The sequence below is a fragment of the Muricoccus nepalensis genome (assembly GCF_006438825.1).
GTDB lineage: Bacteria > Pseudomonadota > Alphaproteobacteria > Acetobacterales > Acetobacteraceae > Roseomonas > Roseomonas nepalensis.
In genome coordinates this window covers 1-24,493 of the sequence record NZ_RCZP01000056.1, presented here as the reverse complement: position 1 = coordinate 24,493, position 24,493 = coordinate 1, and the positions used below count along the sequence as shown (strand labels likewise).

The window sequence follows — 24,493 nt, the reverse complement described above, 5'->3', positions numbered from 1 at the left end:
GCCCCCGCCGCTGGGCGGGGCCTTCTCGCCGCCGCCGCTGCCCGGCGCCGCGCCGCCCGCCTTCGCGCCGCCCGCCTTTGCGCCGCCCGGCGTCGCTTCCCCGGCCTTCTCGCCGCCCGCGCTCCCCTCGGCCCCGGCGCCCTCCGCCCCGCTGGCCGGGGCCGCGGCGCCGCTCGGCGCGCCGGGCCTGCCGGCGGCGGCGCCCCGTCCGGCCGTCGCGCCCTCCACCCCCGTGATGTTCGGCAACCCCGCGCCGGGCCTGGGCACGCGCGTCGAGACGCGGACGCTTCGCCAGCTTGGCCTGCGCAGCCCGATGCAGCTCCGCGGCCTCGCGGACCTGCAGGGCATCCTCTTCGGCATCCGCTCCGACGAGGTGGTCACGGGCGCGAAGCTCACCCTGCAGGGCGCGACGAGCCCGGCGCTTATCCCCGAGCTCTCGCAGATCGCGGTGACGATGAACGAGCAGTTCGTCGGCACCCTCACCCCCGACCGTGCCCGCCCGGCCTTCGGCCCGGTCGAGTTCGGGATCAACCACGTCTTCTTCGCCGACAGCAACCGCCTGAACTTCCGCTTCTCCGGGCGCTACGCGGTGGAGTGCAACGACCCGCTCTCGGGCCTGCTCTGGTCCACCATCTCCGACCTCTCGACGCTGCAGCTCACGCTCGAGCGCCTGCCGCTCGCGCGCGATCTCGCCCGCCTGCCCGAGCCCTTCTTCGACCCGCGGCTGCTGCGCGAGCCCCTGGTGCTGCCCGTGGTCATGGCGGAGGGGGCGGGCAACGACGCGGTGCGCGCCTCCCTCGTCGCCTCCTCCTGGTTCGCCGTGCAGGCGGACTACCGGGGCTCGATCTTTCCTGTCAGCTCGGTGGTCCCGGCCCGCGGCAACGCCATCGTCATCGCGACGGGCTCCGATTCCGTGCCCGGCCTCGCGCTGCCGCGGATGGAGGGCCCGACTCTCGCGATCCTGCCCAACCCCAACGACGCGAACGCGCTCCTGCTCCTCGTCGGCGGGCGCTCGGGCGCCGAGGCGGCGGTGGCCGCGCAGGTCCTGGCGACCGCGAAGGAGGGGCTCTCGGGCGAGACCGCGACCGTCGCCGTGAACGAGCTTCCGGCGCGCCAGCCCTACGACGCGCCCCGCTGGATCCGGAACGACCGCCCCGTGCGCTTCGGCGAGCTCGTGGACCCGACCGAGCTGCAGTCCTACGGCTACGCGCCCGGCCCAGTCTCCGTGCCCTTCCGCACCGCGCCCGACCTCTACACCGCGCGCGAGCGCAACCTGCCCGTGGACGTCCGCTTCCGCGTCCCCCCCGGGCCGATCCTCGACCTCGCGGTGTCGCGGCTCGACGCCGCGCTGAACGACGTCTACCTGAAGTCCTTCCCGCTGCGGGAGGGCGAGCCCGGCTGGCCCTGGAACTGGCTCTACCGCGCCGTCGGCGGCGCGGAGCGGAGCGAGGGCCAGGTCGGCCTGCCGCCCTACCTCGTCTTCGGCCTGAACGAGCTGCAGTTCCGCTTCGACCTCCGCCCGCTCCACCGCGGCGACTGCGTGAGCGTGCCGGGCGACATCCGCTCTTCGATCGACCCCGACAGCACGATCGACCTCTCGGCGGCCTATCGCTTCACGGAGCTGCCGAACCTCGCCTACTTCGTCGGCAGCGGCTTCCCCTACACGAAGATGGCGGACCTCTCGGCGACGGCCGTGGTGCTGCCCGACCGCGCGAGCCCGCTCGAGGTCTCGGCCGCGCTCAACCTCGTCGGGCGCATGGCGGCGATCACGGGATACCCCGCGACGCGGGTCGAGGTCGCGCGGCCGGGCGGGCTGGAGGCGGTCGCGAACCGTGACCTGCTGGTCGTCGGCGCGCTGCCCCGCCAGCCGGCCCTCGCCGCGCTGCTGCGGGACGGCCCGATCACGGTGGAGGGCAACCGGATCACGGTCGCGCTGCCGGACGCGCTGCAGAGCTTCCGCAACATCTTCCTGTCCGACGACCGCCGCCTTGACCGCGAGCGCCTGACGGCGACCCTCGGCGGCGCGGCCGGGGAGGGCAGCGGGATGCTGATCGGCTTCCAGAGCCCGCTGAACTCGGACCGCTCCGTCGTGGCCCTCACCGGCTCCACGCCCCAGGCGATGGAGGCCATGGTCGGCGCGCTGCGCGACCCCGAGCAGCAGCCGCGCATCCAGGGCGACGTGGCGAGCCTGGTGAACGGGCGGATCGACTCCTTCAAGGTCTCGCGCAACTACGGGGTGGGCAGCCTGCCCATCACCCTCCTGCCGCAGCGCTACCTGACGACGCGGCCGGACCTGATGCTCGGGCTGCTCGTGCTCGCGGCCCTGGCCATCGCTGTTCCCCTCTACTGGACGCTGCGCCGCCGGGCGATCCGCCGGCTGAGGATCCGCGCATGACCTCGCACCGCCACGCCCTGCTCGCCGCCGCCGCGACGGCCGTGGTCCTGGCCACGGCGCCGGCCTTCGCCCAGGGCAGCGTCGGGGTGCTGATCGAGCAGGCGGGCTTCTGGCGGGCCCAGGGACAGCCGGCGCGGGCGGCCGCCACCCTGGCGCGGGTCCTCGCGATCCACCCGTCCCACCCCGACGCCCTGGCCCTGGCGGCGCTCGCGCAGGCGGAGCTCGGCGAGGCCGCCTCGGCGGGCGACCTCCTGGCCCGCCTCCGCCAGGCCGCGCCCGGCGACGGCCGCCTGGCCGAGATCGAGGCCGCGCTGCGGGCCGTGCGGCCGACGCCGCCCGGCCGCGCCGCCGAGACGGTGTCGGCGACGGCCGGGTTCCGCCCAGTGGGCGCCCTTCCCGCAAGCGCCGAGGATGTCGACGCGCTCGGCGCTCTTGGCCTCGCCCGCCTGCGTCAGGGACGCCCCCTGGAGGCGCAGGACGCCTTGCGGCGCGCCGCCGCCGCCGCCGCCCCAGCCGCGACCGCCCGCTGGGCCGGGGCGCTGGAAGAGGCCGAGTTCGCCCTGGAGCTCGCCGAGGGCCGCCGCCTGATGGCGGCCGGCGCGACCGACGCCGCCTGGACGCTGCTCGCCCGCGCGGCGCGGCGCGAGGCGGCCGGGCGGTCGGAGGCGGAGGCGCTGCTCGGCGCCCTCGCGCTCGACCTTGGCGACGCGCCCGAGGCCGAGGCGCGGTTCCGGGCCGCCGCCCACCGCCGCCCCGGGCTGCTCGCCGCCCGCCTGGGCCTTCTCGAGAGCCTGAGCCGCCAGGGGCGCCTCGCCGAGGCCGAGGCGCTGGCCCGCGAGCCCGGCCCCTCCGCCCGCGCCGAGGCGCTTCGGGCCGAGGCCGCGCGCACCGAGGATCCCGAGGCGGCGCTCGCGCTTCTCCGCGAGGCCCTCGCCGCCGCCCCGTCGGGCGCCGGCGCGCGCCTGGACCTCGCGCGGCTGCTCGCCCGCCAGGGGCGCGCCGGCGAGGCGCGGGCCCTCATGGAGGGCTCCGCCGAGGCGCGCGCGGACCTCGTCCAGGCGATGGCCCTCTTCGCGGAGGAGGACGGTCGCCCCGCCGAGGCGATCCGCCTGCTGGAGCGGGTGCCGGACCGGCTGCGCAGCGCCGACCACGTCCGCCTCCTCCGCCGCCTTCGCCTCGGGGTGGAGGTCGCCGCCGCCCTGGCCCGGCCGCCCGAGGCGGCGCGCGGCGCGCTGCTCGCCATGGCGGGGCGCCCCGATCCGGGTGGGGAGGGCGCCCTTCATGCCGTGCGCGCCCTTCTCCGTGCGGGCGAGACGGGGGCGGCCGCGGAGGCCGCGCGGCTGGCGGCCGGCCGCAGCGCGGCGCTCCGCCTTGCTGTCGCCGAGGTCCTCGCGGACGCCCGCCTGGCCGCGGAGGCCGCGGCCCTCGCGACTCCGCTGGCGAACGAGCCCGGCCTCGCGCCCGCGCAGCGCCGGCAGGTGGCCGCGCTCAGTGGCCGCGCCTTGCCCCCGCCCGCCCCCGCGGCCGCCACCCTTGTCCCTGTCGCGGAGGAGGCCGAGGCGCCGCTCCGCGACCCGCGCCTCGCCGCGCGCGTGGCCGAGGCCGTGCTCCGCCGCGACCCGCGGAACGGGGAGGCGCGCGCGGGCGCCATCGAGGCGGCCGTCGCGCTCCGCGACCTCCCCGCGGCCGAGGCGCTGCTCGCCGAGGGCCGGCTGCTGAATGGCAGCGACCCCCGCGTCTCCTTCGCCGAGGCGCGCCTCGCCCGCGCCCAGGGCGACCGCCGCCGCGCCCAGGCCGCGCTGCAGCTCGCGGCCGACCAGCGGCGGGCGCAGATCGGGCGGGACCGTCCCGTGGCGGTCGCCGCCGCGACGGGCGGGCGCCGGACGATGCTGGCCGGGGACGGGCAGGGCTCCTCCTTCGAGCCGCTCGACTCGAACCCGGCCGGCGCCGCGGCCGGCGGGGTCACGCCGAGCCAGCTCCGCGCCTCCGAGGACCCGCTGCTGAGCGAGATCGGCCGGCAGCTCGCGGAGGTGAACGAGCAGGCCGCCGGGCAGGTGGTGCCCAGCTTCACCTTCCGCGCCCGCTCGGGCACCAACGGGGTCGAGCGGCTGCGGGAGTTCGGCGGCGGCGCCGAGGCCTCCGTGCCCGTCGCGGGCCTGGGCGGCGAGCTGAGCGCCCGCGCGCAGGCCGTGAACCTTGACACCGGCCGGCTGGAGGCGAGCGCGCCCAACCTCCGCCGCTTCGGCACCAACCCGCTGGCGCTGTCCGGCCAGGGCGGGGCGGTGACCGAGGCGCAGGCCGCGGCGCTCCGCCCGCGCGACACCTCCCTCACCGGCGCGGCCCTCGCCGTCGCCTACGCCCGCAACGGGTTCACCGTCGACGTCGGCTCCACGCCGCTCGGCTTCCGCGAGGGCACGGTGCTGGGCGGCGTCGAGGTGACGCCCCGCCTGTCCGACACCCTCCAGCTCCGCCTGCGGGGCGAGCGGCGCTCGGTGACGGACAGCATCCTCTCCTGGTCGGGGCTGCGGGACAGCGCCTCCGGCGCGTCCTTCGGCGGGGTCACGCGCACCACCGGGCGCGGGCAGCTCGAGTACTTCTCCGGCCGGGTCAGCGGCTACGCGGGGGGCGGCTACTCCGCCATCAACGGCCGGAACGTCGCCGACAACGGCCGCGTCGAGGCCTCGGCCGGCCTTGGCTACGCCCTCCACCGCTCGCCCGCCAGCGAGCTCACGACGGGGCTCGACGTCACCTACCTCGCCTACGAGAAGAACCTGCGGAACTTCACCTTCGGCCAGGGCGGGTATTTCAGCCCGCAGACCTACGTCAACGCTTCCATCCCGCTCGACTACCGGGAGAGGGTGGGGGACTTCGCCTATCGCCTCGGCGCCAGCATCGGCGTCGCGAACTTCCGGGAGAAGTCCTCCAGCGTCTTCCCGAACAACCCCGACCTGCAGGCGGCGCTGGAGCGGCAGGCCGCGGGCGACGCGACGGTCGCGACCGCCTACGGCGCCCAGCGCGCCACCACCGTCACCGCGGGGCTTCGGGCCGACATCGAGTACGCCCTGACCCCCACCCTCCGCCTCGGCGCCACCGCCCGCTACGACCGTTCCGCCGACTTCAACGAGACGCGCGCCCTTGTCTATGCCCGATACCGCTTTGATCCCTGAGGCGGCGATCCCTGAGGCGGCGCTGCGCCCCGGGCCGCAGGCCGCTGCCGAGGGCCAGCCGGCCTGGGAGACCTTCGTCCGCGCGCTGATCGAGACCCTCGACGCGCACATGCCGCCCGAGGAGCGTGCGCTGCTGCTGCGCGCGATCGGCGGGCGCATCGCCGCCCTCTCGCCCCTGCCGCCCGAGGCGACGCTCTCCGTGCTGGAGGCGCGGATGAACGAGCGGCTGGCGGAGCCCCGCTGGGGCCAGGTCGCCCTCTCCCTCGACCCCGAGGGGCCGGCGCTGGTCCTGCGGCACGAGCGGCTTCCTGTCCTGCCGACGCCGGGCGACGGGGAGGGCGGCTGGATCCTGCCCGTGCTGGAGGGGCTGCACGGTGGCTGGATCGCGGCCCAGCCGGGGGCCGAGCCGTCCGTCCCGGCGCGGCTCGTCAGCCACGGCCGCGGCGGCGCCGTGCTGCGCTACGGCGCCTGAGCGGCGCTCAGCCCGGCGCCTCGCCCGTGCCGAGCTCCTTCGTGCCGAGGGCGTCGGCGAGGCGGGTATCCGCGCTTCCGCGGCGGGCGGGGCGCGGCTGGTCCGGCCCCGGGCTCCAGCCGGTGAGGGTGAGCAGGCGAAGCGTCGCCGTCACCCCGTCCCGCCCCGCGGGCAGGGCGGCGAGCGCGGCCGGGAAGAGCGCCCGCGGCGGGGTGCGCGGGTCGCGCGCGCGAAGCGCGCTGCCCTCGCCGGCCGCCTGGAGGTCCCGGAGCAGCGCGAGCGGCTGGCGGTAGGCGAGGGTGATGTCCTCGACATCCGCGACCGGCAGGGCGAAGCCCGCGCGCTGCAGCAGCGCCGCGCCGTCGCGAAGCTCGGGAAAGGGCGAGACCCGGGGCGAGGCGCCGTCGCGGATCGCCGCTTCGGCGGCGGTGAGCGCCTCCCGCAGGCCCTGAAGCGTGCCGAGCGCCGGCAGCGTTGCCACGAACAGCCCGTCCGGCGCCATGGCCCGCCGGATCTGCGCGAGGGCGCCCGGCAGGTCGTTGACCCAGTGAAGGCAGAGGTTGGCGACGACGAGGTCGAAGGCGCCGGCGGCGAAGGGCAGCCATTCCTCGTCCCCGCAGACCGCCGCCCCACCCGCGAGCGACGCCTGGCGGGCGGAGAGGTCCATCGAGACCACGGAGCCGACGCCGCGCGCCCGCAGGCCCGGCGCGACGAGGCCCCGCCCGCCGATCTCGAGCGCGCGCCCGAAGCGGTGGGTGGTGTCGTCCAGGCGGTCCAGCAGGCGCTCGGCCGCCGCCTCCAGCACCGGCGCCACCCCGTGCTGGGTCGCGGCCGCGCGGTCGCGCCGGCGGCGGAGGAGGGGGCGGTCGAAGATGAGGGGGGCGTCGCTCATCCCCCCGATATGTCGCCCGCGGCGAGCGCTTGCCAGGGGTGCGGGGCCGGCCGTTCTGCTACAACCCGGAACGACGCCGTCGTGAGGGGGAGCGGGATGGACCTGTCCGGAGCCGTGTCGGGGATGGGCCGGCTGGCCCTTCGGGGCGGGCGGGGCCTGCTCGACGCCCTGCTGCCGCCGCACTGCCTCGCCTGCGACGCGCCGGTGCTCGACCAGGGCACGCTCTGCGGTGGCTGCTTCGCCGGGCTGCACGCGATCGTCGCGCCCCTGTGCCACAATTGCGGCCTGCCCTTCGAGCACGAGGGCCAGGCCGAGGACGGGCTCTGCCCCGCCTGCATCGAGCGCCCGCCCGCCTTCGAGCGCGCGCGCCCCGCCTTCCTCTACAACGAGGCCGCGACGCGCCTCATCCTGCCCCTCAAGCACGGCGACCGAACGGAGCTGGCCGGGCCGCTCGCCCGTTGGATGGCGGGCGCGGGGGCGGCGCTGCTGGCGGAGGCGGAGGTCCTCGTGCCGGTGCCGCTGCACCGCCGCCGCCTCCTCACGCGGCGCTACAACCAGTCGGCGCTGCTCGCCCGGCGGCTCGGCGGGATTGCCGGGCTGCCGGTGGTGCCCGACGCGCTCCGGCGCCTGCGGGCCACGCCCGCCCTCGCCCATCTCGGCGCGGCCGGGCGTCGTGCGGTGATGGCGGGCGTGATCCGTGCGGCGCCGCGGGCCATCCCCCGGATCACCGGGCGCCGCGTGCTGCTGGTGGACGACGTGCTGACGAGCGGCGCGACGGCGGACGCCTGTGCCGAGGCCCTGCTGGAGGCGGGCGCCGCCCGCGTGGAGGTGCTCGCCGTCGCGCGGGTGCCCGATCCCCGCGCCGCCGGGCGCCTTGCCTGAGGGCGGCGCCTTGAAGCCGGGCGCGGGCTGACCGAAATGGGGCGGATGGCACGCATCGAGATCTACACCATCCCCTTCTGCCCCTATTGCGAGCGCGCGAAGGCGCTGCTGGGCCGCAAGGGCGTCCCCTTCGAGGAGATCGACGCGCCGACCGGCTCGGCCGCCCGCAAGGCCGCGATCGAGCGCTCCGGCGGCAAGTCCACCGTGCCGCAGGTCTTCATCGACGGCCGGGCGATCGGCGGGTCGGACGACCTGGCGGCGCTGGAGCGGGCCGGGAAGCTGGACGCGCTGCTCGCGGCCTGAGGGCGCGCGGCGCTGGCATCCGGCGCTTCCGGGTGCCAGTATCGCCGTCGAAACGGCTTCCAGGGACAGCCCCAAGAGAGAGCATGATCCACTACCAGCTTCGCTGCAGCCAGGACCACGGATTCGACGGGTGGTTCAAGGACAGCGCGGCCTTCGAGAAGGGGGCTGCGGCCGGCTTCGTCGACTGCCCGGTCTGCGGGGACACGACGGTCCGCCGCGACCTCATGGCGCCCGCCATCGGCAAGCGCGCCGCCGGCCGGGATCGCAACGAGGCCGCCCCGGCGGCGCCCTCGGCGCCGGCCGCCCCGCCGGCCGTGACCACCGCAGGCCCGCTGCCGGCGCAGCTTCTCTCGCTTCTCCAGAGGATGCGGGCCGAGGTCGAGAAGAACTGCGACCCGGTCGGCCGCGACTTCGCCGAGGAGGCGCGGCGCATGCACCGGGGCGAGAGCGAGCGGCGCGGCATCTACGGCGAGGCGACACCCGACGAGGCGGAGGCGCTGGCCGAGGAGGGGATCGAGGTCGGCCGCATCCCCTGGGTGCCCCGGGCGGACGGCTGAGGCGGCCCCTCAGTCCCGCCGCGCGGCCATGATGTAGTTCACGGCGGTGTCCCGGCTCTCGCGCCAGCCGCCGGCCAGCGGCGCGGGCACCATCCCCGCCACGTCCGTCACCCTCAGCCCCGCGCGCCGCAGCCCCGCGCCGAGTTCCGCGGGGGTGACGAACATCTTCCAGTCGTGCGTGCCCACTGGCAGCATCCGCAGGAGGTACTCCGCGCCGAGCTTGGCGAAGAGGAAGCTGCGCGCCGTCCGGTTGAGGGTGGAGAGAAAGACCATCCCCCCGGGCCGGACGGAGCGGGCAAGGGAGGCGAGGAAGGCGTCGCGGTCGGCCACGTGCTCGATCACCTCGAGGGCGGTGACGGCGTCGAAGCTCTCCTGCAGGTCCTCGGGGCGCCCCTGGCGGTAGAGGATGGGCAGGCCCTCGGCGGCGGCGTGGAAGCGCGCGGCCTCCAGCGCCTCCGCGGCCATGTCGAGGCCGGTCACCCGTGCGCCGCGGCGGGCGAGCGCCTCCGCGGCCAGCCCCGCGCCGCAGCCAACGTCGAGCAGCGAGAGGCCGCCGAGATCCTCCGGCGGGCGCCCGAGCCGCTCGGCGATCCAGCGGGTGCGAAGGGGGTTCATGGCGTGCAGCGGCGCCATCGGGCCGCGCGGATCCCACCAGTCGGCCGCGAGGCGGTCGAACTTCGCGACCTCGTCGGCGAGGACGGTGCCGCCCCCCGCTCCCCCACTTTCCGCGACCGTGCCTTGCGTCACCCGGAACCCCCGAACCCTCTCCGGAGGTTGCTCCCCCGGGCCTGGGCCGGTATCTGTGCCGCCCCGCGCCGGGACGCAACCCGCCCGCAACCCGCGCCCCCTTCAGCCGGCAGTCCCCCATCCGCCTATGGCCCGCATCGTGATGAAGTTCGGCGGCACCTCCGTCGCCGACCTCGACCGCATCCGCAACGTCGCGACCCGCGTGAAGCGGGAGGTCGATGCCGGCAACGAGGTGGCCGTGGTGGTCTCCGCCATGTCCGGCGTGACGAACGGGCTCGTGAAGTGGTGCCAGGACCTCTCGCCGCTGCACGACGCCCGCGAGTACGACACGGTGGTCGCGACCGGCGAGCAGGTGACGACGGGGCTTCTCGCGATCGCGCTGCAGACCATCGGCGTCGACGCGCGCTCTTGGCAGGGCTGGCAGGTCGCGATCCGCACGGACGGCGCCCACGGCAAGGCGCGCGTGGAGGAGATCGACGGCGCGCTGTTGGTGGAGCGCATGGGGCAGGGCCAGGTGCCGGTGATCGCGGGCTTCCAGGGCATCGGCCCACGGAACCGGATCACCACCCTCGGGCGCGGCGGCTCCGACCTCTCGGCCGTCGCGGTTGCCGCGGCGGTGCGGGCGGATCGCTGCGACATCTACACCGACGTGGACGGGATCTACACGACCGACCCGCGGATCGTGCCCCGCGCGCGGAAGCTCACGCACGTGGCCTACGAGGAAATGCTCGAGCTCGCCTCCGTCGGCGCCAAGGTGCTGCAGACGCGGTCGGTCGAGCTCGCGATGAAGCAGAAGGTCCGGGTGCAGGTGCTGTCCTCCTTCGAGGACAAGCCGGGCAGCCTGGTGGTGGACGAGGACGAGATCGTGGAACAGCCGCTGGTGACGGGCGTCGCCTATTCCCGCGACGAGGCGAAGGTGACGCTGCGGCGGGTGCCGGACAAGCCGGGCATCGCGGCCCTGGTCTTCGGGCCGCTCTCGGACGCGAACGTCAACGTGGACATGATCGTGCAGAACCTCGGCACGGACGGCACCACGGACATGACCTTCACGGTCGGCAAGGCCGACCTTCCCCGCGCGCGGGAGGTGCTGGACGGCGCGCGCCCCGAAATCGGCTTCGCCGAGATCGTGGCGGACCCCGAGGTGACGAAGATCTCGGTCGTCGGCATCGGCATGCGCAGCCACGCGGGCGTCGCGGCCACGATGTTCAAGACGCTGGCCGCCAAGGGCATCAACATCCAGGTCATCTCGACCAGCGAGATCAAGACGAGCGTGCTGGTGGGCGGCGAGTACACGGAGCTCGCGGTGCGCGCGCTGCACACCGCCTACGGGCTGGACGCGCCCTGATGGCCGCGCTCGACCTGACGGACATCCCGGCCTCCCAGGGTGGCGCCGGGTACGGCGGCGCGGCGGCCCAGGCCGCGGCCGAGAGGCCGGAGGTGCCGCCCGCCGCCGCCCCCGCCTTCCCGGCGCCCGACGAGGCCGCCCGGGCCCGCCTCGCGCGCCTCATGGCGCGCGGCGCCGCCTTCCTCGGCAGCGAGGTCGCCATCCTCGGCGGCGCCATGTCCTGGATCAGCGAGCGGAACCTCGTGGCCGCGCTGTCCAACGCCGGCGCCTTCGGGGTCATCGCCTGCGGGGCGATGGAGCCGGACCGGCTGGCGGAGGAGATCGCGGCCACCCAGGCGCTGACGAGCCGCCCCTTCGGCGTCAACCTCATCACCATGCACCCGCGCCTCGACGCGCTGGTGGACGTCTGCCTCGCGGCCAAGGTCGGGCACATCGTCTTCGCCGGCGGCATCCCCCCCACGAACGCGATCCGCAAGGCCAAGGACGGCGGCGCGAAGGTGGTCTGCTTCGCCCCGGCGCTCGCGCTCGCGAAGAAGCTGGTGCGCTCCGGGGCGGACGCGCTGGTGATCGAGGGCTCGGAGGCGGGCGGGCATATCGGCCCCGTCTCGCTCAACGTCCTGGCGCAGGAGATCCTGCCGGCCATGGCCGCCGAGGTGCCGGTCTTCGTGGCCGGCGGCATCGGCCGGGGCGAGGCGCTGCTCTCCTACCTCGAGATGGGCGCGGCCGGCGCGCAGATCGGCACGCGCTTCGTCTGCGCGAGCGAGAGCATCGCGCACCCGAACTTCAAGCGCGCCTTCATCCGCGGCGCCGCGCGGGACGCGCTGCCGACCGTGCAGCTCGACGCCCGCTTCCCCGTCATCCCCGTCCGCGCCCTCCAGAACGAGGGCACGAAGCGCTTCCTCGAGCATCAGGCGGAGGTGATCCGCCGCCACCGGGCCGGGGAGCTCGACAAGGACGCCGCCCAGCTCGACATCGAGCACTACTGGGCGGGCGCCCTCCGCCGCGCGGTGATCGACGGCGATGTCGAGAACGGCTCCCTCATGGCCGGGCAGAGCGTCGGCATGGTGACCCGGGAGGCCCCGGCCGCCGAGATCCTGGCCGAGCTGGTGAGCCAGGCGGCCGCCGTCCTCGCCGCCCGGCCAGCCTGAACGGCCGGCCCGGCCGGCCGAGGGTGAGCGCGGCGGGGAGGGGCTTTCGCGCCCCCGCCCGCCGAACCCGACCCACGGAAACGATGCCCCCAGGATGGTGGAGCCCAGCATGACGATCGCGGAGGCGGCGCGCGTGGGCGCGGAACTGCGCGAGGCCCGCCTGGCCCTCGGCGCCTCGCTCGAGGAGGTGGCGGACGAGCTCCGCATCAACCGCCGCTACATCGCCGCCCTCGAGGAGGGGCGGACCGGTGAGCTGCCCGCCCCCGTCTACGCGCTCGGCTTCGTGCGCAGCTACGCGACGGCGCTCGGCCTCGACGCGGACGACCTGGCCCGCCGGTACCGGTCGGTGGCCGGGGGCGGCGAGGACGGGCCGAGGGCCGCCCGGCGCGGCGGGGTGGCCGCGGCCCTGGCGGTGCTGGGCCTGCTGGTCCTCGGGGCGGGCTACGCCGCCTGGCTGAACCTCGGAGACGCCCCGGGCGCCGCGCCCGCGGCCGGCGAGGCGCGCGCCCCGGCTGTCCCGGCGCCTGCTGCAGTCCCGGCGGAGGGTGGGACCACCCGCCCCGCCGTACCGCCCCCGCCTTCCGCCGGCGCCGCGCGCCCGGCCGCGCACGCCGAGGCGTCCTCGCGCGTGACCCTCCGCGCGACCGACGAGACCTGGGTGCAGGTGCGCGACCCCGCCTCGGGCGCCACCGTCCTCAACCGCGTCCTCCGCGCGGGGGAGAGCGTGGCCGTCCCGCGGGAGGGGCTGGCGCTGACGGCCGGCAAGGCCCAGGCGGTGGAGGTCCTGCTCGACGGGCACGCGACCCAGGCCCTCGCCGGCCGGACGGGCCTCGTGCGGGACGTGCCCCTCGCCCCCGAGGGGCTTCGCCCGGCGCGCCCCGCCCCGGGGGCGCCGCCCGCGCGCTGAGCGGCCGCGCCCGCCTCCGCCCTTGGCCGGGGCGGCCGGCCCTGCCATATCTGCGCGGAATTTCGGGGAAGAGCCCGCGCATGTCGTACCGTCCTTACCAGCAGATCGAGCGCCGCAAGTCCCGGCAGATCATGGTCGGCCGCGTTCCCGTCGGGGGCGACGCGCCGATCACCGTCCAGACCATGACCAACACCCCCACCGAGGACGCGGCGGCGACGATCGCCCAGATCCGGCGGGCCGAGCTGGCAGGGGTGGACATCGTCCGCGTCTCCTGCCCGACCGAGGAGGCGACGGCGGCCCTGGCCGAGATCGTGCGGGAGGTGAACGTCCCGATCGTGGCCGACATCCACTTCCACTACCGCCGCGCCATCGAGGCTGCCCAGGCCGGCGCCGCCTGCCTGCGGATCAACCCCGGCAACATCGGCTCGCCCGAGCGGGTGAAGGAGGTGGTGAAGGCGGCGCGCGACCACGGCTGCTCCATCCGCATCGGCGTGAACGCCGGCTCGCTCGAGAAGCACCTGCTGGAGAAGTACGGCGAGCCCAACCCCGAGGCGCTGGTCGAGAGCGCGCTGTGGCACGCCGACCACCTCCTGCAGAACGATTTCAACGAGTTCAAGATCAGCGTGAAGGCGAGCGACGTCTTCCTCGCGGTCGCCGCCTACCAGCAGCTCGCGGAAGCCTGCGACCACCCGCTGCACATCGGCATCACCGAGGCCGGCGGGAAGCGGACCGGCACGGTGAAGTCCTCGATCGGCCTCGGCAGCCTGCTCTGGGCCGGGATCGGCGACACGCTGCGCGTCTCCCTCTCGGCCGAGCCCGAGGAGGAGGTGCATGTCGGCTGGGACATTCTGAAGTCGCTCGGCATCCGCCACCGCGGCGTGAAGATCATCTCCTGCCCCTCCTGTGCGCGGCAGGGCTTCAACGTCATCAAGACCGTGGAGGCGCTGGAGGAGCGGCTGGCGCATATCGAGCAGCCGATCAGCCTCTCGATCATCGGCTGCGTGGTGAACGGGCCGGGCGAGGCGCTGATGACCGACATTGGCCTCACCGGCGGCGGCGCGGGCACGCACATGGTCTACTCGGCGGGCAAGACGAGCCACACGACGCGGAGCGAGGAGATGGTGGACCACATCGTCGGCCTCGTGGAGGCGCGCGCCGCGCAGCTTGCGGCCGAGAAGGCGGCGGCGAAGGCCGAAGAGGATGCTCGCCTGGCGCCAGCGGCCGAGTGATGCCCTCCGCCGAGCGCGACCAGCACCCCGTCCTCGCCGCCATGGAGCAGGCGATTCTCGACCTGCTCGAGGAGTTTGAGGAGGGGCACGGCCCGATGGACCCCCGCGACGCGGAGATCTTCGAGGCGGCTCGGGAGAGGCTGCGCGCGGCGGTGACGCTTCTCCGGCAGGGGTAGGGACATCCGGGGCCGGCGGTGCTAATCCGCCGCCCACCATGGCGAAATCAGACCTCCAGCCCGCGCGCGGCACGCATGACCTGATCGGCGAGGAGTTCCGCCGCCACCGTCACGTCGCCGACACCGCGCGGCGGGTCTCGGCCCTCTACGGCTTCGAGGAATGGGCGACCCCCATCTTCGAGGACACCCGCGTCTTCGCCCGCACCCTCGGCGAGACCTCCGACGTCGTCTCCAAGGAGATGTACACTTTCGAGGACCGGGGCGGGGAAAGCGTGACGCTGCGCCCGGAGGGCACGGCGGGCGCCTGCCGGGCGCTGGTCACCAACGGGCTGACCCAGGCCAACCTGCCGCGGAAGGTCTTCTACGCCGGGCCGATGTTCCGCTACGAGCGGCCGCAGAAGGGCCGCTACCGGCAGTTCCACCAGATCGGCTGCGAGGTCATGGGCGCGGCCGAGCCGCTGGCGGACGCCGAGGTGATCGCCTGCGGCTGGCACATCCAGCAGGCGCTGGGCATCGAATCCGGCACCGTGCTCGAGATCAACACCCTCGGCGACGCGCCGAGCCGGGACGCCTACCGGGCGGCGCTGGTGGCCTTTTTCCGGGACGCCGGCGACCGGCTCTCGGAGGAGAGCCGCGGGCGGCTGGAGAAGAACCCGCTCCGCATCCTCGACAGCAAGGACCCCGGCGACCGCGCCCTGGTGGCGGCCGCGCCGACCATCGCGCCGCACCTGACCGAGGCCGCCTCCGCCTTCTACGACGGGGTCCGCCGCGCGCTCGACCGCCTCGGCGTGCCCTACCGCGAGAACCCGCGGATCGTGCGCGGCCTCGACTACTACAGCCACACGGCCTTCGAGTTCGTGACCGAGCGCCTCGGCGCCCAGGGCACGGTGATGGCCGGCGGCCGCTACGACGGGCTGGTCGAGGAGATGGGCGGCCCGCCCACGCCCTCCGTCGGCTGGGCGGCCGGGATCGAGCGGCTGTCGATGCTGCTGGAAGCCGCGCCCGCCGCGCCGCGCCCCGTGGCCGTGATCGCGGTCGGCGAGGCGGCGGAGGGGGCGGCGCTCGACGCCGTGCAGGCGCTGCGCCGCGCCGGGGTGGTCGCCGAGATCGCCTACAAGGGCAACCTCAAGCGACGGATGGAGCGCGCCAACCGCCTCGGCGCCCGCGCCGCCGTCATCATCGGGGAGGAGGAGATGGCGGCGGGCGCCGCCCAGCTCCGCGACCTCGACGCCGGCACGCAGGAGCGCGTCCCGCTGGCCGAACTCGCGGAGCGGCTCGCCTGATGGCGCTTCCCGCGAAGCTCGACCGCCTCCTCTCCCGCGCGGAGGAGCTGCGCCACGAGCTCGGCACCGCCGACGGCAGCCGCTTCGGCGTGCTGTCGAAGGAGCTCGCCGAGCTCGAGCCCGTCATCGAGAAGATGGCCGAGCTGCGCGCGGCCGAGCGCGCGCGCGACGACGCCGAGGCGATGATGGCCGACCCCGAGATGCGCGAACTCGCCGAGGCCGAGTACTTCGAGCAGCGCGACCGCGTCCCGGCGCTCGAGCACGCGATCCGCCTCATGCTCCTGCCGCGCGACGCCGCCGACGAGCGCTCCGCCATCCTTGAGGTCCGCCCCGCCGCCGGCGGCGACGAGGCCGGGCTCTTCGCGGCCGAGCTGTTCCGCGCCTACCAGCGCTACGCCGAGAACCAGGGCTGGCGCTTCGAGGCGCTGGAATGGGACGAGAGCGAGGCCGGCGGCATCAAGGGCGCGAGCGCGAGCATCGCCGGGCGCGGCGTCTTCGCGAAGCTGAAGTTCGAGAGCGGGGTCCACCGCGTCCAGCGCGTGCCGGCCACCGAGACCCAGGGGCGCATCCACACCTCCACCGTCACCGTCGCCGTCCTGGCCGAGGCGGAGGAGGTGGACGTGCAGATCAACGAGAGCGACCTTCGGATCGACACCTACCGGGCCTCCGGCGCGGGCGGGCAGCACGTCAACAAGACGGATAGCGCGGTCCGCATCACCCACCTGCCGACGGGCACGGTGGTGGCGATGCAGGAGGAGCGGTCCCAGCACAAGAACCGCGCCAAGGCCATGACGGTCCTGCGCGCGCGTATCTACGAGGCCCAGCGCCAGGCGCTGAGCGGGGCGCGCGCGGCGGACCGCAAGGGGCAGGTCGGCACGGGCGACCGCAGCGAGCGCATCCGCACCTACAACTTCCCCCAAGGCCGCGTGACCGACCACCGCATCGGCCTCACCCTGCACAAGGTCGAGCGGGTGATGATGGGCGAGTTCGACGACATCATCTCCGCCCTCATGGCCGAGGACCAGGCGGCGCGCCTGGCGGCCGAGGAGGGGTGAGCGGCTGCGAGCCCGGCGGCTCGGTCGGGGCCTTCCTCTGCCAGGCCGGGCAGGTGCTGCGCGCCGCCGCCGTGGAGGCGCCGCGGCAGGAGGCGCGCCTGCTGCTCGCCCACGCCATGGGGTGCCGGCAGGAGGACCTGCTTCGCGACCCCCGCGCGCCCGTGCCGCCCGAGGCGGAGGCCCTGTTCCGCCGGAGCCTCGCCGCCCGCGCCCGGCACGCCCCCATGGCCTATCTTCTCGGGGAGGCCGGGTTCTGGACGCTGGACCTCCTCTGCAACCCCGCCACCCTGATCCCCCGCGCCGACACCGAGACCCTGGTGGAGGCGGCGCTGGAGGCCTTCCCGGAGCGCGCCGCGGTGCGGCGGGTGCTCGACCTCGGCACCGGCACCGGCGCGCTGCTCCTGGCCGCCCTCGCCGAGTTCCCGGAGGCCTTCGGGGTCGGGGTGGACCGGAACCCGGAGGCGGCCGCCCTGGCCCGGGCGAACGCCGCCCGGAACGGGCTCGCGGACCGCGCCGCGCTGCTGGCCGGCGACTGGGCCGGGGCGCTGGCGGGCCGCTTCGACCTGGTTCTCTCCAACCCCCCCTACATTGAGACCGCGGCCATTCCCGGCCTGATGCCGGAGGTCGCGGGGCACGAGCCGGCGCTGGCGCTGGACGGCGGGGCGGACGGGCTGGAGGCCTACCGCGCCTTGGCGGCGGCCCTGCCGGCCCTGCTGGCGGAGGGCGGGCGGGCCGTGCTCGAGCTCGGCGCCGGGCAGCGGGAGGCGGTGGCGGCGCTGATGGAAGGGGCAGGGTTGCGGACGCTCGGCTGCCGCGCGGACCTCGGCGGGGTGCCCCGGGCCCTGGTGCTGACGGCGGGGCGGTGACCCTTCCCGAAAAAACCACTTGGTGGAATCGCGGGGGATCACTAGGTTCGTCCCGTGGCACCCATCGCGCGACAGCGCGCCGGGTCCGTCGGAGCCCCGGCCCCCCTTGCCCCGTTCAGGGCTGGCCATGCCCCCGGCAAGCCGCTCGGCACAACGATCATCATCTCGCCAGCCGGACCCGCCGACCTTACCCCACGGGCGTCGTAGGCAAGCCAAGACGGGGCGGCACCGCGAGCATGGAAGTGCGAACCAGATCCAGATGAACATGAAGCGTATGCGCGGCCGTGGGAACTTCCGTCAGGGAGGACATGGCGGCGGCCATGGCGGCGGCGGCGGGGGTGGCGGGCCCCGGCCGCAGGGCGGCGGCAACCAGCCGATGAACCGCAACCACGTGTTCGACTCCATCGGGCCGGACATGCGGATGCGCGGCACGGCCCAGCAGCTTTTCGAGAAGTACCTCCAGCTCGGCCGCGACGCGACCGGCTCGGGCGACCGCGTGATGGCGGAGGGTTACTTCCAGCACGCCGAGCACTACTTCCGCATCCTCAACGCGATGAACCAGGCCCAGCAGCAGCAGGGCGGCGGGGCCCCCCAGGGCGGCGGCCGCCGCTACCAGGGCAACGACGGCCAGCAGGACGGCTACGCCGACGGCGAGTCCGAGGGCTCGGTGAACGGCTACGAGGGCCAGTCCGTGGACGGCGACGCCCGCGAGACCATCCAGTAGCGGGCCGGGCGAGGCGGGCGGTCAGGTGATGACCGCCACCTCCACCTGCCCCTGCCGCCGCAGGACGTTGAGCGAGACGCCCCCGTCCGCCTCGTGCCGGCGGAGCCGCACGTCGACCGACCCCTCGCCGAGGCGAAGGTTCTCGATCCTGAGCTCGTCCAGCCAGGGCGGCAGGAAGGGGCGGACGAAGCGCACGGCCCGGACCTCGGGCCGGAAGGAGAGGCCGAGCATCGCGCCGAGCGTCGCGTAGGCCGCCGCCGCCGCCGAGGATTGCGGCAGGCAGGCCACGGGGTAGGAGGTCGGTCCCTCCCGCTCGCGCCGGGCGAAGCCGCAGAGCAGCTCCGGCAGCCGGTGCAGGTCCACCGCCTGGGCTGAGTCGTAGATCCCCGTCAGCAGCCGCTCCAGCGGCCCGTTCTGCCCGTAGCGCTTCATGCCGAGCGCGATGAGCGCGTTGTCGTGCGGCCAGACCGAGCCGTTGTGGTAGGACATCGGGTTGTAGCGGCTCTCCCCCTCCGCGATCGTCCGGATGCCCCATCCGCCGAAGGATTCGGGCGCCATGAGCGTCTGGGTGATGCGGTGCGCGCGCTCGGGCGAGGGCAGTCCCGTCAGCAGCGCGTGCCCGGCGTTGGACGAGCGCACCCGGCAGGGCCGCTTGTTCGCGTCGAGCGCCATGGCGTAGGTCGAGAGGTCCTCGCACCAGAAGGCCTCCTCGACGCGGTAGCGGAGCGCGTCGGCGCTGGCGGTCCAGACCTCCGCCTCGTTCTCCAGGCCCAGCGACCGCGCCAGGCGGCCGGCGCCGCGCCAGGCGGCCTCGGCATAGGCCTGCACCTCGATCAGCGCGATCGGCGCCTCGGCCAGCCGCCCGTCCTGGTGGAAGACGCTGTCCCAGCTGTCCTTCCACCCCTGGTTCACGAGGCCGTTCGGGGATTGCCGCTCGTATTCGAGCAGCAGGTCCCCGTCGAGGTCGCCGTGCCGCTCCATCCAGCGCAGCGCGGCCACGATGTTCGGCCAGATCTCCCGGATAAGCGCCCAGTCGCCGGTGCGGTCGGCGTACTGCGTGGCGAGCATGACGAAGAGGGGCGTGGAATCGACCGAGCCGTAGTAGCGGCCGAAGGGCACCTCCCGCAGCGCCGCCATCTCGCCGCTCCGGCTCTCGTGCAGGATCTTGCCGGGCTCGGCGTCCCGTCCCGCGTCCATGGCGGTGGCCTGGTGGGTGGCCTGGAAGCGCAGCGTGCCGCGGGCGAGGGCGGGATCGGCCCAGAGGCACTCCATGGCCGTGATGAGGGAGTTGCGGCCGAAGGGCGAGGAGAACCAGGGGATGCCCGAATAGGGGACGGGGCCGGAGGCGGTCGGCGTCGTCAGCATCGTCAGGTCCGCCGCGGCGCGCGCGAACCAGTCGTTGAACACCTGGTTCGAGGAGGAGACCTGCGCGCGCTCCGCGTCCCGCCCCGCGCACCAGGCGCGGATGCCGGCGAGCAGCCCGTCGAAGCCCGGCGCCGGCGGGGCGTCGGCAGCCTCGGGCCCGGTCTCGCAGGTCACGGCCACCTCGATGACGCGGCTTCCGCCCGGGGGCAGGTCGAGTGGCCAGCGGTTGTCGCGGCCGAGCGGCCCCTCGGGCGGGGGATCGAAGCGCAGCCGCGTGCGGCGCTCCACCTCGTCGAGCCCGTGGTAGGAGAGCACGAGGCTGCCGTCCGGCCGCGCCTCGGGCGCCCGCCGCTCGCCCCGCTGGCCCCGCCGGTGGCCGCGCACCTCATAGATGTCGGCGAAGTCGGTGGCGAAGCTCAGCAGCAGCTCGGAGGCGAAATGGGCGTCGGAGAAGTTCCGGACGGTGATGCGCTCCCGCAGGACGCCGTTGCCGAGGACGATCTGCCGCTCGACATGGATGGTGTCCCGAGTTAGGCGCCGGTCGGGCGCGACGGGGATGTCGGGGTTGGTCATGTTCACGGTGAGCACCGTGTTGTCGGCGCTGACCGCGGAGGAAAGCAGCAGCGGCCGCAGCCCCGCGACCCGGAGCGAGAGGCGCGAGAGGAAGCGCGTGTCCTCGTGGAAGAGGCCTTCGGCCGTCGCGCCGATGGCCTGGGCGTCGCCGAAGTGGTCGAGGACGAGGAAGGAGGCGCCGTTCTTCAGCGTGCGCGGGCGGTAGAGGGCGAGCGCGGTGGCGGCGGTGGAGGCGACGCTCCAGGCGTTTTCGTCCTCCGCCCGCGCAGGGCCGGATCCCTCGTGGTCCATTCGGTCTCTCCCTGCCGCGGCCGACACGCGGGCGGCGGGGCGAGGATGCTGGCCAGCCCTGCCACGGGCAAGGGATCGCGGGCCGGCAGCGGGCGGTTGCGCCTAGGGTGTCTCCATCGCGTCACCCACCGCGACGCGGCCCTCCTCGACCACCGCCGCGTGCACGCCGAGATCGGCATGGCCGAAGTGCTCGCGCAGCAGCCGGGGGAGGTCGAGGTCGCGCTCCCCGGTGGCGAGGTCCACCTGGGTGGCCGGGCAGCGGACGGTGCGCTTGAACACCGAGAGCCGGGCGCCGCCGATCAGCACCTCCCGCCCCACCCAGTCGAACTCCGCCCAGGCGGGAAGCCCGGTGAAGTAGATGTTGGCGCGGAAGCGGAGCGGGTCCAGCCGCCGGCCGATGGCCGCCTCCAGCGCGTGGAGGCTGGCCATGTTGATCAGCGAGACGCCCTTGCGCGCCTGGTCGGTGAAGGCGTGGCCGGGCGCCTCCGTGAAGCGCGGCGGGCGCGGCGTGCCGTCCTCGGCCGTGCCGTGGCGGGCGTCCTCGCCGAGGAAGCGGATGAGCCAGGCGCCGAGCGCCGCCTTGCCCTCCGCCGTGCCGGTCGGGGCGGAGAGGGGAGTGTGCCCCTCCGCGGCGAGCGACAGGGTGCCGTCATGCGGGTCGAAGGCGGCGCGGACGAGCACGACACGCGCGTTCCGCATCATGCAGGCGAAGTTCTGCTTCGGCAGGAAGCGCGGCGCGGCCTCGTCGAAGGAGGAGTCGCCCTGGGCTAGGGCGAAGCGCCGGTCGTGCGGGACCGTTTCGCCGGGGGTGAGGTGGACCTCCTCCAGGCTCTCGGCCGTCAGGCCTTTCACGGGGTAGCGGAGGAGTTGTTCCACGCGCATCGGGAGCCTCTTGAAGCCGGCCCTCGGGCGATACCACATCATCGTCAAACGCCGAACCCGTTGCCTCCTGAGGGACGGGACCGGCGGTCGCCAATGATCCCGCGGGGCTTCCCGCGGCGGAGGGACAGAGAATGGACATCGAGAAACTCACCGAGCGCGCCCGTGGCTTCCTGCAGGCCGCGCAGACCATCGCGATCCGCGAGTACCACCAGCGCGTCACGCCCGAGCACCTGCTGAAGGCCTTCCTCGACGACGAGGAGGGCGCGGCCGCCGGGCTCATCCGCGCGGCCGGCGGCAACCCCGCCGGCGCGAAGCAGGACATCGACATCGAGGTATCGCGAAACCCGCGCGTCTCCGGCGGCGGCGCGGGCCAGCCGCAGGTGACGCCCGAGCTCGTGCGCCTGCTGGACGCCGCCGAGCGCACGGCGACGCGGGCTGGGGACAGCTTCGTCGCCCAGGACCGCCTGCTGGTGGCGCTCGCCGCGAGCGAGACGCCGGCCGGCCGCGTGCTCGTGAAGAACGGGGCGACGGCGCAGAAGCTGGAGGCGGCCGTCGCCGAGGTCCGCAAGGGACGCACGGTGGACAGCGCGAGCGCCGAGCAGCAGTTCGACGCGCTGAAGAAGTACGCCCGCGACCTGACGGAGGCCGCGCGCGACGGCAAGCTCGACCCGGTGATCGGCCGCGACGAGGAGATCCGCCGCACGATCCAGGTGCTGGCCCGGCGCACGAAGAACAACCCGGTCCTGATCGGCGAGCCCGGCGTGGGCAAGACCGCGATCGTGGAGGGGCTGGCGAACCGCATCGTCAACGGCGACGTGCCGGAGGCGCTGAAGACCAAGCGCGTCCTCGCGCTCGACCTCGGCGCGATGGTTGCGGGCGCCAAGTACCGCGGCGAGTTCGAGGAGCGCCTGAAGGGCGTGCTGACGGAGATCGAGAACGCCGCGGGCGAGGTGATCCTCTTCATCGACGAGATGCACACCCTCGTCGGCGCGGGCAAGGCGGACGGCGCGATGGACGCGTCGAACCTCCTGAAGCCGGCGCTGGCGCGCGGCGAGCTGCACTGCATCGGCGCGACGACGCTCGACGAGTACCGCAAGCACGTGGAGAAGGACGCGGCGCTCGCCCGTCGCTTCCAGCCGGTCTTCGTGGGCGAGCCGAGCGTGGAGGACACCGTGTCCATCCTGCGCGGCATCCGGGAGAAGTATGAGCTGCACCACGGCGTGCGGATCGCCGACTCGGCGCTGGTGGCGGCGGCGACGCTGTCCAACCGCTACATCACCGACCGCTTCCTGCCGGACAAGGCGATCGACCTCGTGGACGAGGCGGCGTCGCGCCTGCGGATGGCCGTGGACAGCAAGCCCGAGGAGCTGGACGCGATCGACCGCGACCTGCTGCGCAGCCGGATCGAGCGGGAGGCGCTGAAGCGCGAGACGGACGCGGGCAGCCGCGACCGGCTGGAGAAGCTCGAGCGCGAGATCGCCTCCCTCGAGGAGCGGTCCGCCGCGCTCACCGCGCGCTGGCAGGCGGAGAAGAACAAGCTCTCCGAGGCCCAGCGCGCGAAGGAGGAGCTCGACCGCGCCCGCACGGAGGTGGAGCTGGCCCAGCGCCGCGGCGACTACGCCCGGGCCGGCGAGCTGACCTACGGGGTCATCCCCGGCCTTGAGAAGAAGATCGCGGACGGCGCCGACGACGGCGGCCGCCTCGTGAACGAGGCGGTGACCGAGGAGGGCATCGCGGCCGTCGTCTCCCGCTGGACCGGGGTGCCCGTCGAGAAGATGCTGGAGGGCGAGCGCGCGAAGCTGCTCCGGATGGAGGACGAGCTGCGCCGGCGGGTCGTCGGCCAGGAGGAGGCGCTCGAGGCCGTGTCCAAGGCGGTGCGGCGGGCGCGGGCGGGGCTGCAGGATCCGGGGCGGCCGATCGGCAGCTTCCTGTTCCTCGGCCCGACGGGCGTCGGCAAGACCGAGCTCACCAAGGCGTTGGCGAGCTTCCTCTTCGACGACGACCGGGCGCTGCTGCGGATCGACATGTCGGAGTACATGGAGAAGCACGCGGTGTCCCGCCTCGTCGGCGCGCCCCCGGGCTATGTCGGCTACGAGGAGGGCGGGGCGCTGACCGAGGCGGTGCGCCGGCGGCCCTACCAGGTTATCCTCTTCGACGAGGTCGAGAAGGCGCATGAGGACGTGTTCAACATCCTCCTGCAGGTGCTCGACGACGGGCGGCTGACGGACGGGCAGGGGCGGACGGTCGATTTCCGGAACACCCTCATCGTGCTGACCAGCAACATGGGCTCCGAGATCCTGGCGGCGCAGCCGGAGGGGGAGGACGTGGATCTCGTCCGCGGGCAGGTGATGAACATCGTTCGGACGCGCTTCCGGCCGGAGTTCCTCAACCGGCTCGACGAGATCGTGCTGTTCCGCCGCCTGGCGCGGGGCGACATGGGCTCGATCGTGGAGATCCAGCTCGGCCGCCTGCGGAAGCTGCTGGAGGACCGGAAGATCACCCTCGAGCTCGACGCGGAGGCGCGGGACTGGCTCGCGGAGGCGGGCTACGACCCCGTCTACGGCGCGCGCCCGCTGAAGCGCGTGATCCAGCGAAACCTGCAGGACCGCCTTGCCGGAATGCTCCTCGAGGGGACCGTCCGGGACGGCGAGACGCTGAGGGTCCAGGTCGGGCCGGACGGGCTCGAGGTGAGCCCTATCGGCTCGATGGCGGAAAGTGTGTGACACCCCTTTGACAGGTGTGGGCGGCGCCCATATAAGCCGCCCATACCGAACGGCGCCGCTGAGGCGGCACCGACGGGGGCTCGGAAGAGAGATCGACGGGGTTGACGAGGCGGCTTGGTGCCGCTAGATCCGCCGCCCCGCTGCTTCAACCGGGTGATGATCGAACAGAGGTTGGGGGTGGCCCAACCGGGGAAACCCGGGACCTTTGATCGTTTTGTTCCTTCACATGAAAATCTGATCTCTTGAAGACGAGAGTAGGGTATTGGTCCCTATGATGTTTGGGAGGGATGCGTGGCCAGTGCTGCGCGTTTCTGGCGGACATGGGTGGGACGGATACGGGTAGTAGAAGTGAGTGAGTTGGTTTTGGCTTGGGTCTTCTCGGAGATGCTTTGACCTTTCGGGGTTGGGGTATTGATGAACTTGAGAGTTTGATCCTGGCTCAGAGCGAACGCTGGCGGCATGCTTAACACATGCAAGTCGCACGGGCGGTTTTCGGATCGTCAGTGGCGGA

Annotated in this window: 20 protein-coding genes and 1 rRNA gene; 17 read left to right on the top strand and 4 right to left on the bottom strand. The window is 74.5% G+C overall.

The features are described from left to right. The 3 genes from bcsB to bcsD all read left to right on the top strand — a co-directional run. On the top strand, positions 1-2,395 hold a 2,395-nt coding region (bcsB, locus tag EAH89_RS27855), incomplete at its 5' end, for a cellulose biosynthesis cyclic di-GMP-binding regulatory protein BcsB (RefSeq protein WP_161993802.1). Further along, the gene (locus EAH89_RS27850) at positions 2,392-5,562 is read left to right on the top strand and encodes a cellulose synthase subunit BcsC-related outer membrane protein (RefSeq protein WP_140886970.1); all 3,171 of its coding nucleotides are present in this window, start codon (positions 2,392-2,394) and stop codon (positions 5,560-5,562) included. The genes bcsB and EAH89_RS27850, both read left to right, overlap by 4 nt. Continuing rightward, positions 5,552-6,034, top strand: a complete 483-nt coding sequence (gene bcsD / locus EAH89_RS27845; RefSeq protein ID WP_161993801.1) for a cellulose biosynthesis protein BcsD — start codon at positions 5,552-5,554, stop codon at positions 6,032-6,034. The genes EAH89_RS27850 and bcsD overlap by 11 nt, the downstream gene beginning before the upstream one ends. A 7-nt stretch (positions 6,035-6,041) precedes the next feature. Here bcsD and EAH89_RS27840 read toward each other — a convergent pair whose 3' ends face one another. Next, positions 6,042-6,926 carry a methyltransferase domain-containing protein gene (locus tag EAH89_RS27840; protein ID WP_194152375.1) on the bottom strand — a complete coding sequence of 295 codons (885 nt, stop codon included), beginning with the start codon at positions 6,924-6,926 and terminating at the stop codon, positions 6,042-6,044. Between the two features lie 96 nt (positions 6,927-7,022). On the opposite strand from EAH89_RS27840, the gene EAH89_RS27835 reads away from it, so the two are divergent. The 3 genes from EAH89_RS27835 to EAH89_RS27825 all read left to right on the top strand — a co-directional run bounded on the left by EAH89_RS27835 (position 7,023) and on the right by EAH89_RS27825 (position 8,668). Continuing rightward, a complete protein-coding gene (locus EAH89_RS27835) occupies positions 7,023-7,808 on the top strand; it encodes a ComF family protein (protein ID WP_194152374.1) in 786 nt (261 codons plus the stop codon). Positions 7,809-7,853: 45 nt separating this feature from the next. Further along, complete coding sequence (gene grxC / locus EAH89_RS27830; RefSeq protein WP_140886967.1) at positions 7,854-8,111, top strand: glutaredoxin 3; 258 nt, start codon at positions 7,854-7,856, stop codon at positions 8,109-8,111. An 83-nt stretch (positions 8,112-8,194) separates the two neighbouring features. After that, entirely contained in the window at positions 8,195-8,668 is a 474-nt protein-coding gene (locus EAH89_RS27825; RefSeq protein ID WP_140886966.1) for a DUF1178 family protein, read from the top strand. A 9-nt stretch (positions 8,669-8,677) separates the two neighbouring features. On the opposite strand, the gene ubiG is transcribed toward EAH89_RS27825, so the two are convergent. Further along, on the bottom strand, positions 8,678-9,415 hold the full coding sequence (gene ubiG, locus EAH89_RS27820; protein WP_140886964.1) for a bifunctional 2-polyprenyl-6-hydroxyphenol methylase/3-demethylubiquinol 3-O-methyltransferase UbiG: 738 nt from the start codon (positions 9,413-9,415) through the stop codon (positions 8,678-8,680). Between the two features lie 127 nt (positions 9,416-9,542). Between ubiG and EAH89_RS27815 the strand changes: the two genes are divergently transcribed. The 9 genes from EAH89_RS27815 to EAH89_RS27780 all read left to right on the top strand — a co-directional run bounded on the left by EAH89_RS27815 (position 9,543) and on the right by EAH89_RS27780 (position 18,148). After that, the gene (locus EAH89_RS27815) at positions 9,543-10,760 is read left to right on the top strand and encodes an aspartate kinase (RefSeq protein WP_140886962.1); all 1,218 of its coding nucleotides are present in this window, start codon (positions 9,543-9,545) and stop codon (positions 10,758-10,760) included. Positions 10,761-10,921: 161 nt separating this feature from the next. Further along, positions 10,922-11,908 (top strand): NAD(P)H-dependent flavin oxidoreductase, encoded by a 987-nt coding sequence (locus tag EAH89_RS27810; RefSeq protein WP_140886972.1) that lies wholly within the window; start codon positions 10,922-10,924, stop codon positions 11,906-11,908. A 109-nt stretch (positions 11,909-12,017) separates the two neighbouring features. Continuing rightward, positions 12,018-12,815, top strand: coding sequence for a helix-turn-helix domain-containing protein (locus EAH89_RS27805; protein ID WP_161993800.1), 798 nt, complete (start codon positions 12,018-12,020; stop codon positions 12,813-12,815). 80 nt (positions 12,816-12,895) lie between these two features. Then, entirely contained in the window at positions 12,896-14,044 is a 1,149-nt protein-coding gene (gene ispG, locus EAH89_RS27800) for a flavodoxin-dependent (E)-4-hydroxy-3-methylbut-2-enyl-diphosphate synthase (RefSeq protein ID WP_140886959.1), read from the top strand. Further along, positions 14,044-14,220, top strand: coding sequence for a hypothetical protein (locus EAH89_RS31605; RefSeq protein WP_161993799.1), 177 nt, complete (start codon positions 14,044-14,046; stop codon positions 14,218-14,220). The genes ispG and EAH89_RS31605 overlap by 1 nt, the downstream gene beginning before the upstream one ends. 38 nt (positions 14,221-14,258) lie before the next feature. Continuing rightward, positions 14,259-15,503, top strand: a complete 1,245-nt coding sequence (hisS, locus tag EAH89_RS27795) for a histidine--tRNA ligase (RefSeq protein WP_140886958.1) — start codon at positions 14,259-14,261, stop codon at positions 15,501-15,503. Next, the gene (prfA, locus tag EAH89_RS27790) at positions 15,503-16,558 is read left to right on the top strand and encodes a peptide chain release factor 1 (RefSeq protein ID WP_140886957.1); all 1,056 of its coding nucleotides are present in this window, start codon (positions 15,503-15,505) and stop codon (positions 16,556-16,558) included. Before hisS ends, prfA begins: the two co-directional genes overlap by 1 nt. After that, positions 16,555-17,424, top strand: a complete 870-nt coding sequence (prmC, locus tag EAH89_RS27785) for a peptide chain release factor N(5)-glutamine methyltransferase (RefSeq protein ID WP_140886955.1) — start codon at positions 16,555-16,557, stop codon at positions 17,422-17,424. Before prfA ends, prmC begins: the two co-directional genes overlap by 4 nt. Before the next feature lie 259 nt (positions 17,425-17,683). Continuing rightward, a complete protein-coding gene (locus tag EAH89_RS27780; protein ID WP_140886952.1) occupies positions 17,684-18,148 on the top strand; it encodes a DUF4167 domain-containing protein in 465 nt (154 codons plus the stop codon). Positions 18,149-18,169: 21 nt separating this feature from the next. Here EAH89_RS27780 and EAH89_RS27775 read toward each other — a convergent pair whose 3' ends face one another. Both EAH89_RS27775 and EAH89_RS27770 read right to left on the bottom strand, forming a co-directional pair. After that, complete coding sequence (locus tag EAH89_RS27775) at positions 18,170-20,377, bottom strand: amylo-alpha-1,6-glucosidase (protein ID WP_140886951.1); 2,208 nt, start codon at positions 20,375-20,377, stop codon at positions 18,170-18,172. A gap of 102 nt (positions 20,378-20,479) precedes the next feature. Beyond that, on the bottom strand, positions 20,480-21,259 hold the full coding sequence (locus tag EAH89_RS27770) for an MOSC domain-containing protein (protein WP_140886949.1): 780 nt from the start codon (positions 21,257-21,259) through the stop codon (positions 20,480-20,482). Between the two features lie 131 nt (positions 21,260-21,390). On the opposite strand from EAH89_RS27770, the gene clpB reads away from it, so the two are divergent. Together clpB and EAH89_RS27760 are read left to right on the top strand one after the other, a co-directional pair. Then, a complete protein-coding gene (gene clpB / locus EAH89_RS27765) occupies positions 21,391-23,982 on the top strand; it encodes an ATP-dependent chaperone ClpB (protein WP_140886947.1) in 2,592 nt (863 codons plus the stop codon). Positions 23,983-24,398: 416 nt separating this feature from the next. Next, positions 24,399-24,493: ribosomal RNA gene (locus tag EAH89_RS27760) — 16S ribosomal RNA — on the top strand; the annotation flags it as partial.

Excerpts from the sequence above, each read along its gene's own strand:
- EAH89_RS27780 (WP_140886952.1), top strand. The coding sequence starts at position 17,684 with ATGAACATGAAGCGTATGCGCGGCCGTGGGAACTTCCGTCAGGGAGGA.
- EAH89_RS27810 (WP_140886972.1), top strand. The coding sequence starts at position 10,922 with ATGGCGCGCGGCGCCGCCTTCCTCGGCAGCGAGGTCGCCATCCTCGGC.
- EAH89_RS27815 (WP_140886962.1), top strand. The coding sequence starts at position 9,543 with ATGGCCCGCATCGTGATGAAGTTCGGCGGCACCTCCGTCGCCGACCTC.
- EAH89_RS27775 (WP_140886951.1), bottom strand. The coding sequence starts at position 20,377 with ATGGACCACGAGGGATCCGGCCCTGCGCGGGCGGAGGACGAAAACGCC.
- ispG (WP_140886959.1), top strand. The coding sequence starts at position 12,896 with ATGTCGTACCGTCCTTACCAGCAGATCGAGCGCCGCAAGTCCCGGCAG.
- hisS (WP_140886958.1), top strand. The coding sequence starts at position 14,259 with ATGGCGAAATCAGACCTCCAGCCCGCGCGCGGCACGCATGACCTGATC.
- EAH89_RS31605 (WP_161993799.1), top strand. The coding sequence starts at position 14,044 with ATGCCCTCCGCCGAGCGCGACCAGCACCCCGTCCTCGCCGCCATGGAG.
- grxC (WP_140886967.1), top strand. The coding sequence starts at position 7,854 with ATGGCACGCATCGAGATCTACACCATCCCCTTCTGCCCCTATTGCGAG.
- EAH89_RS27770 (WP_140886949.1), bottom strand. The coding sequence starts at position 21,259 with ATGCGCGTGGAACAACTCCTCCGCTACCCCGTGAAAGGCCTGACGGCC.
- clpB (WP_140886947.1), top strand. The coding sequence starts at position 21,391 with ATGGACATCGAGAAACTCACCGAGCGCGCCCGTGGCTTCCTGCAGGCC.
- EAH89_RS27850 (WP_140886970.1), top strand. The coding sequence starts at position 2,392 with ATGACCTCGCACCGCCACGCCCTGCTCGCCGCCGCCGCGACGGCCGTG.
- EAH89_RS27825 (WP_140886966.1), top strand. The coding sequence starts at position 8,195 with ATGATCCACTACCAGCTTCGCTGCAGCCAGGACCACGGATTCGACGGG.
- prfA (WP_140886957.1), top strand. The coding sequence starts at position 15,503 with ATGGCGCTTCCCGCGAAGCTCGACCGCCTCCTCTCCCGCGCGGAGGAG.
- EAH89_RS27805 (WP_161993800.1), top strand. The coding sequence starts at position 12,018 with ATGACGATCGCGGAGGCGGCGCGCGTGGGCGCGGAACTGCGCGAGGCC.
- EAH89_RS27840 (WP_194152375.1), bottom strand. The coding sequence starts at position 6,926 with ATGAGCGACGCCCCCCTCATCTTCGACCGCCCCCTCCTCCGCCGCCGG.
- EAH89_RS27835 (WP_194152374.1), top strand. The coding sequence starts at position 7,023 with ATGGACCTGTCCGGAGCCGTGTCGGGGATGGGCCGGCTGGCCCTTCGG.